Origin of the sequence: Pseudoalteromonas sp. TAB23 (genome assembly GCF_000498075.1) — a bacterium.
GTDB lineage: Bacteria > Pseudomonadota > Gammaproteobacteria > Enterobacterales > Alteromonadaceae > Pseudoalteromonas > Pseudoalteromonas arctica.
This window is the reverse complement of record NZ_AUTP01000367.1, coordinates 1-15,065: the sequence shown is the minus strand read 5'-3', so window position 1 is coordinate 15,065 and position 15,065 is coordinate 1. Positions and strand designations below refer to the sequence as shown.

The following is a 15,065-nucleotide window of genomic DNA, read 5'->3' as shown; positions in this document are numbered from 1 at the left end:
TCATGGGAACGTTTTCGCACCAATGGTTTAGCAGTATTAATGAGATTGATCAGACGCAGTGGCAACGTTTATTTGGTGATGAACCATTTACTCAACATGCTTTTTTATATGCCCTTGAACAAAGCCAATGCGTAACACAAAAAAGCGGTTGGCAGCCCCATCACCTCGCTATTTTTGAAGATGATACGCTCGTTGCACTTGCACCCGGGTATTTAAAAAGTCATTCATACGGCGAGTATGTATTTGACTGGGCCTGGGCTGAGGCATACGAAAAACACGGTTTAGAATATTATCCCAAGTGGCTATCTGGCATTCCTTTTAGCCCTATTGAAGGCAAGCGTATTGCTATCGAGCACGCTAATCCAAATGCGGTGTATCAGTACATTACAGAGCAACTGAGCATACACAGTGCTCAGCAAGGATGGTCGGGATGGCATGTTAACTTTTGCGACCAAGCTCAAGCAACATCATTAACTGAGCAACACGCCATGCTAAGAGTGGGTGTGCAGTTTCAGTGGTTTAATAAAGGTTTTGAAACCTTTGACGACTTTTTGCAAATACTTAGCTCCCGCAAACGTAAGTCCCTTAAAAAAGAGCGAGCTAAAATAGCGCAACAGAACATTGATATTGAATGGCTGCAAGGAACGCAAATTACGCCCGAGATAATGCAATTGTTTTGTGAGTTTTATCAGCGTACCTACTTAAAGCGCTCTGGTCATTTGGGCTATTTAAATATGGAGTTTTTTACGCTTTTACATGCCTTAATGGCTAACAGTCTCGTTATTATGCTGGCCAAAAAAGACGATAGCGTGATTGCTGCAACACTTAGTTTAGTAGGTAAAAACACGCTTTATGGGCGCTACTGGGGAGCAAGTGAGGAAGTAGATTCGCTGCACTTTGAATTGTGTTATTACCAAGGTATTGAGTTTGCAATAAAGCATAAACTCAACTGTTTTCATTCGGGTGCACAAGGTGAGCACAAAATAGCACGCGGATTTGAACCCGTGCTTACCTACTCTGCTCACCATATTGTTGATGGCGACTTCAGTAATGCAATAAGCGACTACTTAAAGCGTGAACGCGGCCATATTAATATATATAAAGAGCAATGTAGCTCATTACTGCCGTTTAAAAACGAGTAACTGATTATTTGCAGGCATGGCTGTATCGCTAATAAGCGTAAGCCCTGCTTGCTTAGCTAGTTGTTCAACTGCTTCAAAATCTCTTATTCCACTTAACGGATCGCGCTCTGTTAAAAAGGCACTAAAGTCATCATTACTTGGGCTGGTAAATTCACCTTGGTATTTGAATGGCCCATAAATACACAACATACCGTCGCTATTTAAGTGGCGTTTAACACCGTCAAAAAAACGCTCAACTAATTGCCAGCTTACAATATGAAATGTGTTTGCAGTATAAATAGCGTCAACTTTATCTATTGGCCACTCATTATTTAAATCAAGCTCAAGTGGTGCATGTAAATTAGTTGAATTAGCTTCGCGGTGCCATAAATTAATCCCTTCGTGGTTTATAGCACGATCACTTGTATGCCATTGTAAATGTGGTAATTGCTCTGCAAAAAAAACACTATGCTGGCCGGTTCCTGAGCCAACTTCGAGTACTGTTTTAGTATTTTTTAATACAACTTTTAATTGCTCTAAAATAGGGGTTTTATTGTTTTCACAGGCTTGTGAAAATGGCTTTGTCATTACTGTGCACCAAAATTGTAGATTAATGCACAACAGTAAAGCAAATTTAGCTTATTTTGTCGTGATGAAAAAAAGATAATTTTTAAACACTATAACTATCATATGGTTGAGCCGGCTCATTATGGTTGGTACGTAATATGCTTTATATTGTTAACCCACTGAAGGGTTTAACTTATATTAAATTTCAAAGGATAAAATTATGCATATACCCCCTTATACCGCTGTAGACGCGGCCATTGCTATAACCGAAAAAACCACCGACGATCATAGTTACGCCGTTGATATGAGAGCTACAGTAATCGATTTACTTTCGCACCCTAAACATAATCAACAGGCGATGACCAAACATGAAACAGATCAGATATTTATTCTTGGCTACAATTAATACTCAAATTAGTATCACAAATAATTTTTATAATAACTGTTTACACTGAAACCGATTAAATGTAATGATAACTATTATCGTTAAATTGAGTCGGTTTTTTTATGTCTTCAAATTATGCCCAGCATCGTTACCATCAAGAACTCTCTTGTCATTGCTTAAGACCTGGCCTGCATGCACCCATGCTCGTTGCCGATTACATAGAAACCGCCCTTAACGTCGCCAAAAAATTTGAGCAACAACATAATCCCTTGCTTCAAGAGTTTTATCTTAGACGCACACACCATGAAATTATGAACAAAATGTGCGACCCTCTTATACATAATGCTATTCGTAAACAATGTTTAGAGCAGTTATACAAACCTTTATTAGCACTAAAACGGTTTTATAAAGTGCATAACAATACTGCACAATTTTTAATACTTGAGCGTGAAGCTCGTATTCTTAGTCACGAATTCAACCCTTTTTAAGGAGCACACTTATGAGCAACTTTAGAACAGAATCAGACAGCATGGGCGAGCTACAAGTACCTACTGATGCGCTCTATCAGGCGCAAACACAACGAGCAGTTAATAACTTTGCCATTAGTGGTTTATCTATGCCAAAGCAATTTATCACTGCACTGGCTTATATAAAACAAGCTGCTGCGCAAAGTAACTGCGAGCTTGGTCATTTAAGTAAAACTAAAGCCGATGCTATTGAGCAAGCTTGTCAAAGTATTATTGATGGCGAGCATGTTGAGCATTTCCCCGTTGATATTTTTCAAACAGGTTCTGGCACAAGCTCAAATATGAATGCCAACGAAGTTATTGCAACGCTTGCTAGCCGATTAGGCAGTGAAAGCATTCACCCTAATGATGATGTAAACATGGGGCAAAGCTCTAACGATGTAGTCCCTACTGCTATCGCACTCAGTAGCGCAATAAATGTAGTGTATGAATTACTTCCTTCGCTTGAAAACTTATCGCAAAGCCTGGAAAAGAAAAAAGCTGAAGTAGGCCATATAGTTAAAACGGGCCGTACGCATTTAATGGATGCAATGCCTGTAACGTTTGATCAAACACTCAGTGCATGGCAGTCACAAGTTAATCATGCCGCAGCAGGAATTAGACATAGCTTAGAGCGTGTATGCGAACTTGCACAAGGCGGTACAGCTGTTGGAACAGGAATAAATGCCGACCCTAAATTTGCAGCCAAATTTGCAGAAAACCTGAGTGCCAATGTAGGCATTAGATTTACGCCTAGTAGTAACTTTTTTTATAATATAGGTTCACAAGACGCCATCGTCGCGCTTTCTGGGCAATTAAAAGTACTCGCTGTAGCACAAATGAAAATAGCGAACGACCTACGCTGGATGAACTCAGGACCACTTGCGGGCTTAGGTGAAATAGAGCTTGAAGCACTTCAACCGGGCTCATCTATTATGCCAGGTAAGGTAAACCCAGTAATACCAGAAGCCGCAGCCATGGTAAGCGCACAAGTTATTGGCAACGACGCCACGATTACCGTAGCAGGCCAAGCGGGTAATTTTGAGCTAAACGTTATGCTGCCAGTCATTGCGTATAATATTTTACAAAGCATAGAATTACTTGCCAATAGCGCGCAGGCATTGGGCGATAAAGCCATTGCCAGCTTTAAGGTAAATCAGCCTAATATAGATAAAGCGCTCGCTAAAAATCCAATTTTAGTGACGGCACTTAATCCGGTGATCGGTTATGAAAAAGCAGCAAAAATAGCAAAGCAGGCTTATAAAGAAGCCCGCCCTATTATTGATGTAGCCGAACAAGAAACCGATTTACCACGCAGTGAACTCGAAAAACTACTTAACCCCACCAAACTAACGCAGGGTGGACTTTAATAAACGATATTTTTCACTGCTTTAATTACTTGATAATATAGTTTTTATTGCCGTAAAAAATGCACCGTGTATGATAGTGATGAATATTTCATCACTATCAAGGTTTGTTATGCGTACCCCATTGTTAGCCATACTTTTACCACTTTGTTTAACTGCATGCTTAGATAAAGCACCCACTGAAACGCAGCAAGTAACAATCACCTCAGAAACTGAAGCACCAAAGCAAGAGCTACAAAAGCTAAAAGAAAACACTCAATTACAAGAAAATACTAAAAAGAACGTAGTTGCTGAAAAAATACCAAAAGCTGATTTAAAAAACGTTTCAATAGACGATATAAAAGCAGCCAAAACCCAATTAAATACACTAATTGCAGATAAACAATGTGATACAAGCACTCAATGTAGAGTAAATGCAGTAGGTAGTCGCGCATGTGGCGGGCCAAGCAGCTTTGTTGTGTACTCAACAAACGCAGCATCTGAGGAACAAGTAGCTGCCCTTAGCGACAAAATTACTAAGCTTGAAAGTAGTTATAATTCACAAAAAGGGATGATGAGCATTTGTCAGCATTTAACAACGCCAAGCACGCAGTGTGTTGAAAATAAATGTGTTAAACTTGAAGGCTCAGCGGTAAGTGCATTTTAAGGATAACGTTATGAGTTGTTTACCATCGGCAATTAAACTATCAATTTTAAGCATTGCTAGCAGCATTTTATTACTAAGTGGTTGCGCTAGTACTGTGACGTCAAATGAGCAAAGTAAAAACTTATCTGACTTAAACTATGATCTGAATAACATGGTGAGTAATAACAGCTGCACTGCAAGCTTTCAGTGCAAAGTACTTGAAGTGGGCGCCCGCGCATGCGGCGGACCGAGTAAATATGCTGTTTATTCAACGCTAAACACATCTCAAGAAGAAGCAGAACAGCTTGCTCAACAAATAACAAAACAAGAAAACATACAAAATAAAGCACAAGGCTTAACTGATTGTTCTCCTGTACTTGAAGTGCAATCGCTGTGTATTAACCACCAATGCCAGTCGTTTGATATAAAATAAAAACGGCCGCGTATAAGCTAATTTCAGCGTTAACTTAAATACGGAATTAACGCTGAAATTACTACCACCAGTACCACGCAAACACCCGCTTTAATAATGTATTTCATGGGCATTGTTTTAAGCACCCAATACGCATAAATAAAGCGTACAAAATAACTCGCCGCAGTACCAAACAACGCAAAAATAATTAAGTAAGCAATTAAAATAATATTCATAAAAACCTAATTAAATTATTTCACTTTTTTATTTTTAGTGTGAGCTATTAATAAATCAGCTACTTGTTGCTTTACGGCTCGCTTATCATCGCTTTGTACATCAAAGCGACTGGCTAGTTGCGCTATTTCATCATCATTTAAGTTAAACGATAAACGTTGACGCGTTTTTTTAGACTTTACGTCTAAGCCAAGTATTTTTCGGATCATATCTGACGGCGTTAGCTCTTGATCAATTGCCTGCTTTTTTATCAGTTTTTGAACTTCGCTGCTTAGATCAAATGCCATTTGTGTGGCACGTACAGCTTGTTCCTGACGTAACCACTTGTCTTTAGCATCACTCACTTAGCGTCTCCGGGAAACAAGTCTACAATGTCTGACATTGGACGCATGAGCGTTAGCGATACTTCGGTTTCGCCGCCATCCCAAATTTCGATATTTAAACCAAAGCCTTCATTATCTGACGCTAAGCAAATCATTTCACATGGCTCGCCACCTTCTTGCTCATAACGAGGTAATGCTTGGTTGCGGTAGTCTTTATTATGGAAATAACACACATAAGGCGACTCGCTTTGTTGATAGCTTTTAGCTAAAAACTGCATAAAGCGCTCTGGTGTATTTTGCACTGTAATGTGGGTTAACGACTCTTCATCAAAAATACGCGCAAACTCATCAAGGCTAAATATTTCTTCAACTTCGTTTCGCTGAATTTTAATAGAAAAGTTAGCCCACTCTTCGCCGTCATCTTGCTCAATTTGTAAAAATACAACTTGGCCGCTATTTGTCTCAAGTACAAATTCAGTATCACTACTGTGCTGATATTGGTAAGTCTGAATATCAGTAACACGTAACGTTTCACCCTTTAACCATGCAGGATAGGCAAATGAGTCAATAACGCTAAACATGTCGCCTTTTTTAAGATCGCTCGGATGATTAAGTTGACGTTCTGGCTCTTTTTTAGATTTGAAAAAATTAAACATAGGAAGGCTGCCTTTTAAGCAAAAAAGGTAACTGAGAAAAACTCGGTTACCTTTTTAAAGTATAAACGTAATGGTTAGCTATTTTGTTTCGCTTTGATGCGAGCTAAAATATCAGCGCTTTTTGGACTTGTGTCGCCAATGCCTGCTTCAGCCATTTTTGCTTTTAAGTCATCGCCATTTACGTCTGACTCAAGTTGCTTTGCAGCACCAAGCTGGTCACTTCGATCTTGTTGGCGCTGTTTAATGCGTTCAAGCGATTGACGAGCCGATGTCATAGACGAGCTGTTTGTATTAAGCGTGCTATTAACAGCCATTGTTGCTTGCTGTACGCTTTCAGTGGTTTTAACCATTGTAAGCTGACGCTGATTCTCTTTAATCGATTTTTCAGCATCTTTAACTTGCTGCTTAAGCGCAACAATGTGATTGCTAAAGCCAGACAATACTTGCTCGTTTTCAGCTTTTTCAGCTTCAAAGTCACCAATTTTTTCTGCAATTTCTAATGCTAATGCTTCGTTGCCCTTTTCAAGAGCTTGGCCTGCATACGCTTCATGTTCAGCGATTGATGCATCTACAGCGCTAATTTTACGCTTAGTTTGCATTTCTTTGGCCATTACTTCAGTAAGGCTTTTTTTAGCACGGTGAAGTGCATTTTGCGCGTCTGCAATTTCTTGCTCAAAAATACGGATGCCATTTTTGTCTACAATTGCTTCGCCTGCTTCACGAGCGCCGCCACGTACTGCTGTAAATAATTTTTTTAAAATACTCATAATCTTAACTCCACTAACTGGCTATTAATCGTTTAAATACAAGGTCACGGCTTCTAGTGCATCGATAGCGTTATCGGCTAATGTCACTAGTTCGTGGGTAACATCATCCAATGATGAATTTACCGACAGTGCACCAAAAATCGCGTATTTGTTATCGATTTTAGCAAATGCACTCAGTGGAATTGGCACGTTTAAACGTAGTAATGTTTCGTTTAACTCGTTGCGTAATTCACTTTTAACTTCATCTTCGTCAAACAAGTAGCTAATACATAATAACTGCTCTTGCGTTTGCGTAACAAAAATTGGAAGCTCATCATTTCCATCAACAATGACTTGTAAAACATCTTGCTCGCCTGGGTTGGCAATCAAGAAAGACTCAAAGTTAGCGCCTTCAGTTTCAAAAGAAGCTAATTTTATTGAAAGTTCATTTAATTCCATGTCTCTGCCTTTTGTCGTTTGACATATTATGTCTGAGTTAAGATTCTCATGGTCGACATATTATGTCAACCATGTTTTATTAGTTTTTATACAATTCGCTTTCTATTTGCCATGCAGTTCGGTAGTAATCATACAACTGACCAGACCCTAACCTATTGACCTCAATACTTTTAACTTGTTCAAAGTAGTGGTTAGGAAATACAAAACTTGCCAATAAATATTCTTTACTAATCCACCTTGATGGCACAGGCATAGCCGTCGTATCATTAATACGACCACTGGCCGACTGCCCCATTTTAGTCGCTATAGTCCAGCCCCACTGCCCAAAAGAAGGTATGTTTTGCTGATACTGCTCAACATAGCCAAACCCAGCAGCTTTAACTGTTTTAGCAATGCTTAAAAACGCTTTTTTAGCGTGATAAGGTGAGGTTGATTGAACCGCCATTGCGCCATCGGGTGCTAATAGCTGCCGTACATGATTATAAAAGTAGTCACTGTACATTTTATTTAGATCAGGATGATTAGGGTCAGGTAAATCAATTAAAATGGTGTCGAACTGCTTAGATTGGTCAAGTAGCTTTTCAACTTCTAAAAATGCATCACCCACAATTATGTTGGCTCGCGAGTCATGCATCGATTTATTGTTTAGCTGTAGTAATCGCTTATTGATGTGCTCTGGCGGCGTAAAGTCACCGTCTTTATGACCAAATAAATTGAGTAGTTGCGCGTCTAAATCTATTAGCGTTACTTCACTCACAGGCCATTTTAAAACATCTCTAAGTGCAAGCCCGTCACCACCACCAATTATTAATACACGGTCGTGTCTGTTAGAGGCAAGCATTGCAGGGTAAACCAGCATTGAGTGATATATTTGCTCATCAATACTTGAGAACTGTAAACGCCCATTTAAATATAAATCTGTAATTGGCTGAGGTTGGTTTTTGCTTAATCTTTCGGTTAAAACTACGTGTTGGTATTTAGTTGCTTGCGAATAAATTACTTTATCTTTGTATAAAACATTACTTAGATTGTTCATCCAGCTACTGCCAAATACTAAAATAAAGCCAAATAATGCCAGTAATACTATATGGCAAACTAAAAGTGCCTTAGCAAAGCGCACATGGGTATGGTAGCGCCATAAAAACGCGAGTCCTGCGATGATATTAAATAACGCCGTCCACGCTGCAGCTTGCATTATAGGCATTGAGAGCATGATGCTTACCCAAATGGCTGCACCAATACCAGCACCAATATAATCGGCACCATAAATAGTCCCTGCGTTGTTTTCTAAAAAACGGCCATAAACGTGCTGACGAATGCGCGCTATAAGCGGTATTTCCATACCAATAAATAAGCCCAGTATTAAACCAAAAACATAAGGTAGAAAACGTGACCACTCTTGTAGCTTTTGAAATACGTAACCATTAAGTACAACATCAGGGGGTAAATTAAAAATGCTCGAAAATAAATGAGGAAGAGAATAACTAACTGCTATTACACCCGCTATCGCTAAAATGCAGCCCATGCCAACCAAAGCAATAATGCTTTCTAGCCAAGCAAAAGCGGTAAATGCATCTTTGAACCAGCGCGCTAAAAAAGCGCCTAAGCCCATTGCTACAATCATAGTACCAATCATGGCGTAAATAGCGCTCTCTACTGAGCCAAGTACACGGCCCGCATAATGAGACAGTAAGTATTCATAAATAAGGCCGCACCCAGCAAGCACGGCCATAACAGTAATAAGTAGTATATCGTGCCCAAGTAAGCGAGACTTACTTGGGGGAGTGTTGGTTGATGACACTGATTATGCGCCTAGTAATGTTGCCATAGTGATACCTACAGCAAATGATACTGCTGCAGAAATAGTAGCTACACCTACATTTTTTTGACGATTAACTTCATCGGAAATATCGCAACCAGATAAAATTATTTTAATTGTCACTAAGTGCAAAATAATAAATGCAACAAGGCTCACTACTGCGCTAATAGCCCAGTATAGTAAACTCGCATTAATATTATCAGCCGCGTAAGGTGCAACACCCGTTGCTGCTGTAATAGCTAATGCACTACCTATTAAAAATCCAGCGTAACGAATACCCACAGCTAAGTTACCATCAACAATTGCTTGTTGTAGGCAGTCGCCACTTTTATTTGTACGTTTAAATAACTGCACTCGGTACTGGCTAACAAGTAGTAATACAACACTACCTATAATAAAGGCGGCAATTACAATTGGAAGACCATGCCAACCGTCAGTAGCCACCCATAAAAGAGCTGAGCGAATAACGATAGCAACACTGACAACATGGCCAAAATCAATTATTGAAGCTGTAACGTTACCTTTAACTATTTCGTCGTGCAGGCTTACTTTACGAAGCGCTACTTTATCTTGAAAAAAGTGACCCAACTTAATAAGTACAATTGCTAATGCGCCGTAAGCTAACATTTGTAGTGCTTCTTGTTGTAGTGTTGCAGCAAAAGCTCCGCTACTTACACCCGTTAATACAATCGCCAGTGCCACTAAGCCAGCGGCAAAGCTAATACCAAAAGCAAAGTTATCACGCTCTGTTATTTCATCATTTGCATGTAAGTTTGAAACCCAGCCTTTTATATATTTAAGGCTTACAAATAATAAAACAATAATTGCAAAATCAATCGCCAGCGCTTGCAGTGACCACATAGTTATTCCATTAAATTCATACATATTATTCTAACTCCAACTTTATTCTTTTACTTACCACGGCTCACGCCACGAGAGGTTCTGCTACCGCTATCACGCACCGATCCTGAGCTATTGCTATAACTGCTCGAACGAGAATAACTACTGCGGCTTTTTGCTGGCGTATAACTACTACGGCTTAAACCTGATGCACCTGTTTTTTTACTCGCATAAGGGCTTGTAAACTGCTTACCTTGGCGTTGGTATGTTTGGCGCGTGCGTGTTTCTAGCGCGCTTTGGGTTTTAATTTGTTTAGGGCTTGAATAACGCGAGCGGCCATAGTCATTGTAATAGCTATACTTTCGGCGCTTACTCCAGCTTCCATATTCAACACGATCAAATACATCACCTAAAATACGGTACATTCCGTACCATTGCCAAAAGCTAATACCGTTACTATTTGATTGCCAGTTACCATAGTTAGGGTTACCTACCATTTGGTTACCAACACCCTCACCTTCAGCTTGCTTACTAATTGCGCCTACACGCGCTAAAGTGCCTTTGGACATATCAGCTAGCATATTAATAGGATCGGTTAACGCATCAGAAAATAGCGTAGGTTTAGATGCATCACGCAACAAATCAATGCTATGTAACGTATCTTCGTAAGGAGGAATTAAGTAAGTTCCTTTAATATCTTTAAGTCGCTGTGTTAAGCCACTATAAAGTGCGCCTTGGCGCGTTGCATCAAGGGTAATTACATCAACAACTTTTGTAAGCTCTGGTTGTTGTTTTTTAAGAAGCTCGCCATATTCTTTAAGTAACACAGCATTGCGTACACTTCCATTATCGAGTGCAGTACCAAGCTGAGACAGCTCCGTATCTACCTTTTTAATAGACTCTTGAATTGTTTGTTGCAGCTGCTCTTCTTTCGATTGACAACCCATAAGCACTGCGAACAAACAAAACAGGCTTATAAGTTTCCAAGCTTTAATATTCGACATTCATGTCACCTGATTTACTAAATTAACTCAGGTAGTTTTACACAGGTCACTTATTAAACCAAGAATGAAATTGCAACAAAATGAGAAGAAACGTGGGACTCTGTAATCAGGGTCTGATTTATTGAGAATTTAGTGAAAATATTAAGCTATATCGTAAGGTTAGAATTGAAGTTTAAGCGTTATAAGGGGGTACTTACAGTGATTTTAGCGTCGGGAGTCGCTGCGCTCGCCCGCCCTACGTGATGCGTGTTGATGTGAGTGTGTGTTAATTGCGCGCATTTCACTTTTCTGCAGACGTAAAAAAGCCCGAATCGTTAGATTTAGGCTGTCTACAATGTGAAGCTTGTGTAATGTCATAGTGCCCACAGCGGTAGAAAGTCACGTAGCAAATGCTACTTTATTGGCCGACTGAGATATTGAGGGGTTTTGTTGTGATTCTAGCGTCGGGAGTCGCTGCGCTCGCCCGACCTACGTGATGCGTATTGATGTGAGTGTGTGTTAATTGCGCGCATTTCACTTTTCTGTAGACGTAAAAAAGCCCGAATCGTTAGATCCGGGCTTTCTACAATTTGAAGCCTGGTAATGTCCTACTTTCACATAGCAAATGCTACACTATCATCGGCGCTGTTTCGTTTCACTACTGAGTTCGGCATGGAGTCAGGTGGGTCCAAAACGCTATTGTCACCAAGCAAATTAGGTGCAAAGAATCAATGACAAGCACGTAGTGCTACCATTTTCTTTGCGCAAGGTGCCTCAACTTTAACGCTACGCGCTAAGAGTCACCTCTTGAATTTGGAAAATATCTGATAATATTTTTTAAGTCTTTCTAAGTAATATCTACTTTAGTCATATTAACTTCTGTCAAACTGTCGCATAAAACGCGTTTGGCGTTGTATGGTTAAGCCTCACGGGTAATTAGTACAAGTTAGCTTAATGGCTCACACCACTTCCACATCTTGCCTATCAACGTTGTAGTCTTCAACGGCCCTTCAGAGACTTTAAAAGTCTAGTGAGAACTCATCTCGAGGCCTGCTTCGCGCTTAGATGCTTTCAGCGCTTATCAGTTCCGAACGTAGCTACCGGGCAATGCCATTGGCATGACAACCCGAACACCAGCGGTTCGTTCACTCCGGTCCTCTCGTACTAGGAGCAACCCCTCTCAATTCTCAAACGCCCACGGCAGATAGGGACCGAACTGTCTCACGACGTTCTAAACCCAGCTCGCGTACCACTTTAAATGGCGAACAGCCATACCCTTGGGACCGACTTCAGCCCCAGGATGTGATGAGCCGACATCGAGGTGCCAAACACCGCCGTCGATATGAACTCTTGGGCGGTATCAGCCTGTTATCCCCGGAGTACCTTTTATCCGTTGAGCGATGGCCCTTCCATTCAGAACCACCGGATCACTATGACCTACTTTCGTACCTGCTCGACGTGTCTGTCTCGCAGTTAAGCTGGCTTCTACCATTACACTAACCGTACGATGTCCGACCGTACTTAGCCAACCTTCGTGCTCCTCCGTTACTCTTTAGGAGGAGACCGCCCCAGTCAAACTACCCACCAGGCACTGTCCGTAACCCCGATTCAGGGGCCAACGTTAGAACATCAAAACTACAAGGGTGGTATTTCAAGGTTGACTCCACAACAACTAGCGTCGCTGCTTCAAAGTCTCCCACCTATCCTACACATGTAGGTTCAATGTTCAGTGCCAAGCTGTAGTAAAGGTTCACGGGGTCTTTCCGTCTAGCCGCGGGTACACAGCATCTTCACTGCGATTTCAATTTCACTGAGTCTCGGGTGGAGACAGCGTGGCCATGGTTACACCATTCGTGCAGGTCGGAACTTACCCGACAAGGAATTTCGCTACCTTAGGACCGTTATAGTTACGGCCGCCGTTTACCGGGGCTTCGATCAAGAGCTTCTCCCTAAGGATAACCCCATCAATTAACCTTCCGGCACCGGGCAGGTGTCACACCGTATACGTCATCTTGCGATTTTGCACAGTGCTGTGTTTTTAATAAACAGTCCCAGCCACCTGGTCACTGCGGCTCCCGTCCGCTTAGAGAGCAAGTCTCATCACAGATAGGAGCGTACCTTCTCCCGAAGTTACGGTACGATTTTGCCTAGTTCCTTCACCCGAGTTCTCTCAAGCGCCTTAGTATTCTCTACCTGACCACCTGTGTCGGTTTGGGGTACGATTCCATATAATCTGAAGCTTAGAGGCTTTTCCTGGAAGTATGGCATCAGCAACTTCATCACCGTAGTGACTCGTCTCGTGTCTCAGGTTTAATGTTTGTCCGGATTTACCTAAACAAACGCCCTACTCACTTTCACATAGACTACCAACGCTATGCTTGCTTAGCCTGCTCCGTCCCCCCATCGCAATTATATCGAGTACAGAAATATTAATCTGTTTCCCATCGACTACGCCTTTCGGCCTCGCCTTAGGGGTCGACTTACCCTACCCTGATTAACATGGGATAGGAACCCTTGGTCTTCCGGCGTGGGAGTTTTTCACTCCCATTATCGTTACTCATGTCAGCATTCGCACTTCTGATACCTCCAGCATACCTCCCGGTACACCTTCAACGGCTTACAGAACGCTCCCCTACCACTCAGAATAAATTCTGAATCCGCAGCTTCGGTGCATAGTTTAGCCCCGTTACATCTTCCGCGCAGACCGACTCGACCAGTGAGCTATTACGCTTTCTTTAAAGGATGGCTGCTTCTAAGCCAACCTCCTGGCTGTCTGGGCCTTTCCACATCGTTTCCCACTTAACTATGACTTTGGGACCTTAGCTGGCGGTCTGGGTTGTTTCCCTCTTCACGACGGACGTTAGCACCCGCCGTGTGTCTCCCGGATATTACTTTACGGTATTCGGAGTTTGCAAAGGGTTGGTAAGTCGGGATGACCCCCTAGCCTTAACAGTGCTCTACCCCCGTAAGTATTCGTCCGAGGCTCTACCTAAATAGATTTCGGGGAGAACCAGCTATCTCCCGGTTTGATTAGCCTTTCACTCCTAGCCACAGGTCATCCCCTAACTTTTCAACGTTAGTGGGTTCGGTCCTCCAGTTGATGTTACTCAACCTTCAACCTGCCCATGGCTAGATCACCGGGTTTCGGGTCTATACCTTGCAACTATTCGCCCAGTTAAGACTCGGTTTCCCTACGGCTACCCTATTCGGTTAACCTCGCTACAAAATATAAGTCGCTGACCCATTATACAAAAGGTACGCAGTCACCCAACAAGTGGGCTCCTACTGCTTGTACGTACACGGTTTCAGGTTCTATTTCACTCCCCTCACAGGGGTTCTTTTCGCCTTTCCCTCACGGTACTGGTTCACTATCGGTCAGTTGGGAGTATTTAGCCTTAGATGATGGTCCACCTATATTCAGTCAAAGTTTCACGTGCTCCGACCTACTCGATTTCACTTAAAATGTCTTTTCATGTACGGGACTATCACCCTGTATCGTGGCGCTTTCCAGCAGCCTTCCATTAACACATAATAAGCTTAAGGGCTGTTCCGATTTCGCTCGCCGCTACTTTCGGAATCTCGGTTGATTTCTTTTCCTACGGGTACTTAGATGTTTCAGTTCTCCGCGTTCGCCTCGTTAACCTATGTATTCAGTTAACGATACCTGCAAGCAGGTGGGTTTCCCCATTCGGAAATCTTAGTCTCAAGCGCTTTTTACTAGCTTGACTAAGCTTATCGCAAGTTAATACGTCCTTCATCGCCTCCAACTGCCAAGGCATCCACCGTGTACGCTTAGTCACTTAACCATACAACCCAAACGGGTCTTTGTTTTATGACAGTTTAACTTCGCCAGAAGTCAATATTGAATACTAAAGTAGATACCAATCAATCAACTCATAAGAGTTAACTAAATGGCACTGAATGGTACTGCTACCATTCTTTTTTTACTTTTGAAAACTCTTGATAAATACAATGTATCTATCAGAATTTTATTATCAGCTTTTCCAAATTTTTAAAGAGCA

The 15,065-nt window shown here is 41.6% G+C and carries 15 protein-coding genes and 2 rRNA genes; 6 read left to right on the top strand and 11 right to left on the bottom strand.

The annotated features are described in order from the left end of the window. Positions 1–2: 2 nt before the first annotated feature. A complete protein-coding gene (locus tag L654_RS0124990; RefSeq protein ID WP_024609368.1) occupies positions 3–1,142 on the top strand; it encodes a GNAT family N-acetyltransferase in 1,140 nt (379 codons plus the stop codon). Here the strand turns inward: L654_RS0124990 and L654_RS0124985 are convergent. Further along, a complete protein-coding gene (locus L654_RS0124985) occupies positions 1,119–1,709 on the bottom strand; it encodes a DUF938 domain-containing protein (RefSeq protein WP_024609367.1) in 591 nt (196 codons plus the stop codon). The two genes, L654_RS0124990 and L654_RS0124985, sit on opposite strands and share 24 nt — an antisense overlap. Positions 1,710–1,908: 199 nt before the next feature. On the opposite strand from L654_RS0124985, the gene L654_RS0124980 reads away from it, so the two are divergent. The 5 genes from L654_RS0124980 (at position 1,909) to L654_RS0124960 (ending at position 5,004) form a co-directional block, all read left to right on the top strand. After that, positions 1,909–2,094, top strand: coding sequence for a hypothetical protein (locus L654_RS0124980; protein WP_010554833.1), 186 nt, complete (start codon positions 1,909–1,911; stop codon positions 2,092–2,094). Between the two features lie 101 nt (positions 2,095–2,195). Beyond that, positions 2,196–2,561: a hypothetical protein gene (locus L654_RS0124975; RefSeq protein ID WP_223231703.1), complete on the top strand. Its 366-nt coding sequence runs from the start codon at positions 2,196–2,198 to the stop codon at positions 2,559–2,561. An 11-nt stretch (positions 2,562–2,572) separates the two neighbouring features. Then, complete coding sequence (locus L654_RS0124970; protein ID WP_024589499.1) at positions 2,573–3,949, top strand: class II fumarate hydratase; 1,377 nt, start codon at positions 2,573–2,575, stop codon at positions 3,947–3,949. A gap of 109 nt (positions 3,950–4,058) precedes the next feature. Next, complete coding sequence (locus tag L654_RS0124965; RefSeq protein WP_024589500.1) at positions 4,059–4,592, top strand: hypothetical protein; 534 nt, start codon at positions 4,059–4,061, stop codon at positions 4,590–4,592. A gap of 10 nt (positions 4,593–4,602) precedes the next feature. Continuing rightward, positions 4,603–5,004, top strand: coding sequence for a hypothetical protein (locus tag L654_RS0124960; RefSeq protein WP_024589501.1), 402 nt, complete (start codon positions 4,603–4,605; stop codon positions 5,002–5,004). Between the two features lie 29 nt (positions 5,005–5,033). Here the strand turns inward: L654_RS0124960 and L654_RS0124955 are convergent, their stop codons facing one another. From L654_RS0124955 to L654_RS0124910, 10 genes are all read right to left on the bottom strand, one after another. Continuing rightward, positions 5,034–5,219 (bottom strand): hypothetical protein, encoded by a 186-nt coding sequence (locus L654_RS0124955; protein WP_010554829.1) that lies wholly within the window; start codon positions 5,217–5,219, stop codon positions 5,034–5,036. A 15-nt stretch (positions 5,220–5,234) separates the two neighbouring features. After that, positions 5,235–5,561 (bottom strand): hypothetical protein, encoded by a 327-nt coding sequence (locus tag L654_RS0124950; RefSeq protein WP_010554828.1) that lies wholly within the window; start codon positions 5,559–5,561, stop codon positions 5,235–5,237. Then, positions 5,558–6,196 carry a hypothetical protein gene (locus tag L654_RS0124945; RefSeq protein ID WP_010554827.1) on the bottom strand — a complete coding sequence of 213 codons (639 nt, stop codon included), beginning with the start codon at positions 6,194–6,196 and terminating at the stop codon, positions 5,558–5,560. Before L654_RS0124945 ends, L654_RS0124950 begins: the two co-directional genes overlap by 4 nt. A 74-nt stretch (positions 6,197–6,270) precedes the next feature. Next, on the bottom strand, positions 6,271–6,963 hold the full coding sequence (locus L654_RS0124940) for a PspA/IM30 family protein (RefSeq protein WP_004335088.1): 693 nt from the start codon (positions 6,961–6,963) through the stop codon (positions 6,271–6,273). A gap of 24 nt (positions 6,964–6,987) precedes the next feature. Beyond that, positions 6,988–7,401 carry a DUF2170 family protein gene (locus L654_RS0124935; RefSeq protein WP_004335098.1) on the bottom strand — a complete coding sequence of 138 codons (414 nt, stop codon included), beginning with the start codon at positions 7,399–7,401 and terminating at the stop codon, positions 6,988–6,990. Positions 7,402–7,480: 79 nt separating this feature from the next. Continuing rightward, positions 7,481–9,202: a polyamine aminopropyltransferase gene (locus tag L654_RS0124930; protein WP_024609366.1), complete on the bottom strand. Its 1,722-nt coding sequence runs from the start codon at positions 9,200–9,202 to the stop codon at positions 7,481–7,483. A gap of 3 nt (positions 9,203–9,205) precedes the next feature. Continuing rightward, the gene (locus L654_RS0124925) at positions 9,206–10,105 is read right to left on the bottom strand and encodes a DUF350 domain-containing protein (RefSeq protein ID WP_024609365.1); all 900 of its coding nucleotides are present in this window, start codon (positions 10,103–10,105) and stop codon (positions 9,206–9,208) included. A gap of 26 nt (positions 10,106–10,131) precedes the next feature. Beyond that, entirely contained in the window at positions 10,132–11,064 is a 933-nt protein-coding gene (locus L654_RS0124920) for a hypothetical protein (RefSeq protein WP_007579759.1), read from the bottom strand. A 574-nt stretch (positions 11,065–11,638) separates the two neighbouring features. Then, positions 11,639–11,753: ribosomal RNA gene (gene rrf / locus L654_RS0124915) — 5S ribosomal RNA — on the bottom strand. Between the two features lie 205 nt (positions 11,754–11,958). Beyond that, positions 11,959–14,849, bottom strand: a 23S ribosomal RNA gene (locus L654_RS0124910). Between the last annotated feature and the right edge of the window lie 216 nt (positions 14,850–15,065).

Coding starts and splice junctions, on each gene's coding strand:
- L654_RS0124925 (WP_024609365.1), bottom strand. CDS start 10,105: ATGTATGAATTTAATGGAATAACTATGTGGTCACTGCAAGCGCTGGCG.
- L654_RS0124935 (WP_004335098.1), bottom strand. CDS start 7,401: ATGGAATTAAATGAACTTTCAATAAAATTAGCTTCTTTTGAAACTGAA.
- L654_RS0124965 (WP_024589500.1), top strand. CDS start 4,059: ATGCGTACCCCATTGTTAGCCATACTTTTACCACTTTGTTTAACTGCA.
- L654_RS0124980 (WP_010554833.1), top strand. CDS start 1,909: ATGCATATACCCCCTTATACCGCTGTAGACGCGGCCATTGCTATAACC.
- L654_RS0124970 (WP_024589499.1), top strand. CDS start 2,573: ATGAGCAACTTTAGAACAGAATCAGACAGCATGGGCGAGCTACAAGTA.
- L654_RS0124985 (WP_024609367.1), bottom strand. CDS start 1,709: ATGACAAAGCCATTTTCACAAGCCTGTGAAAACAATAAAACCCCTATT.
- L654_RS0124960 (WP_024589501.1), top strand. CDS start 4,603: ATGAGTTGTTTACCATCGGCAATTAAACTATCAATTTTAAGCATTGCT.
- L654_RS0124920 (WP_007579759.1), bottom strand. CDS start 11,064: ATGTCGAATATTAAAGCTTGGAAACTTATAAGCCTGTTTTGTTTGTTC.
- L654_RS0124940 (WP_004335088.1), bottom strand. CDS start 6,963: ATGAGTATTTTAAAAAAATTATTTACAGCAGTACGTGGCGGCGCTCGT.
- L654_RS0124990 (WP_024609368.1), top strand. CDS start 3: ATGGGAACGTTTTCGCACCAATGGTTTAGCAGTATTAATGAGATTGAT.
- L654_RS0124945 (WP_010554827.1), bottom strand. CDS start 6,196: ATGTTTAATTTTTTCAAATCTAAAAAAGAGCCAGAACGTCAACTTAAT.
- L654_RS0124975 (WP_223231703.1), top strand. CDS start 2,196: ATGTCTTCAAATTATGCCCAGCATCGTTACCATCAAGAACTCTCTTGT.
- L654_RS0124955 (WP_010554829.1), bottom strand. CDS start 5,219: ATGAATATTATTTTAATTGCTTACTTAATTATTTTTGCGTTGTTTGGT.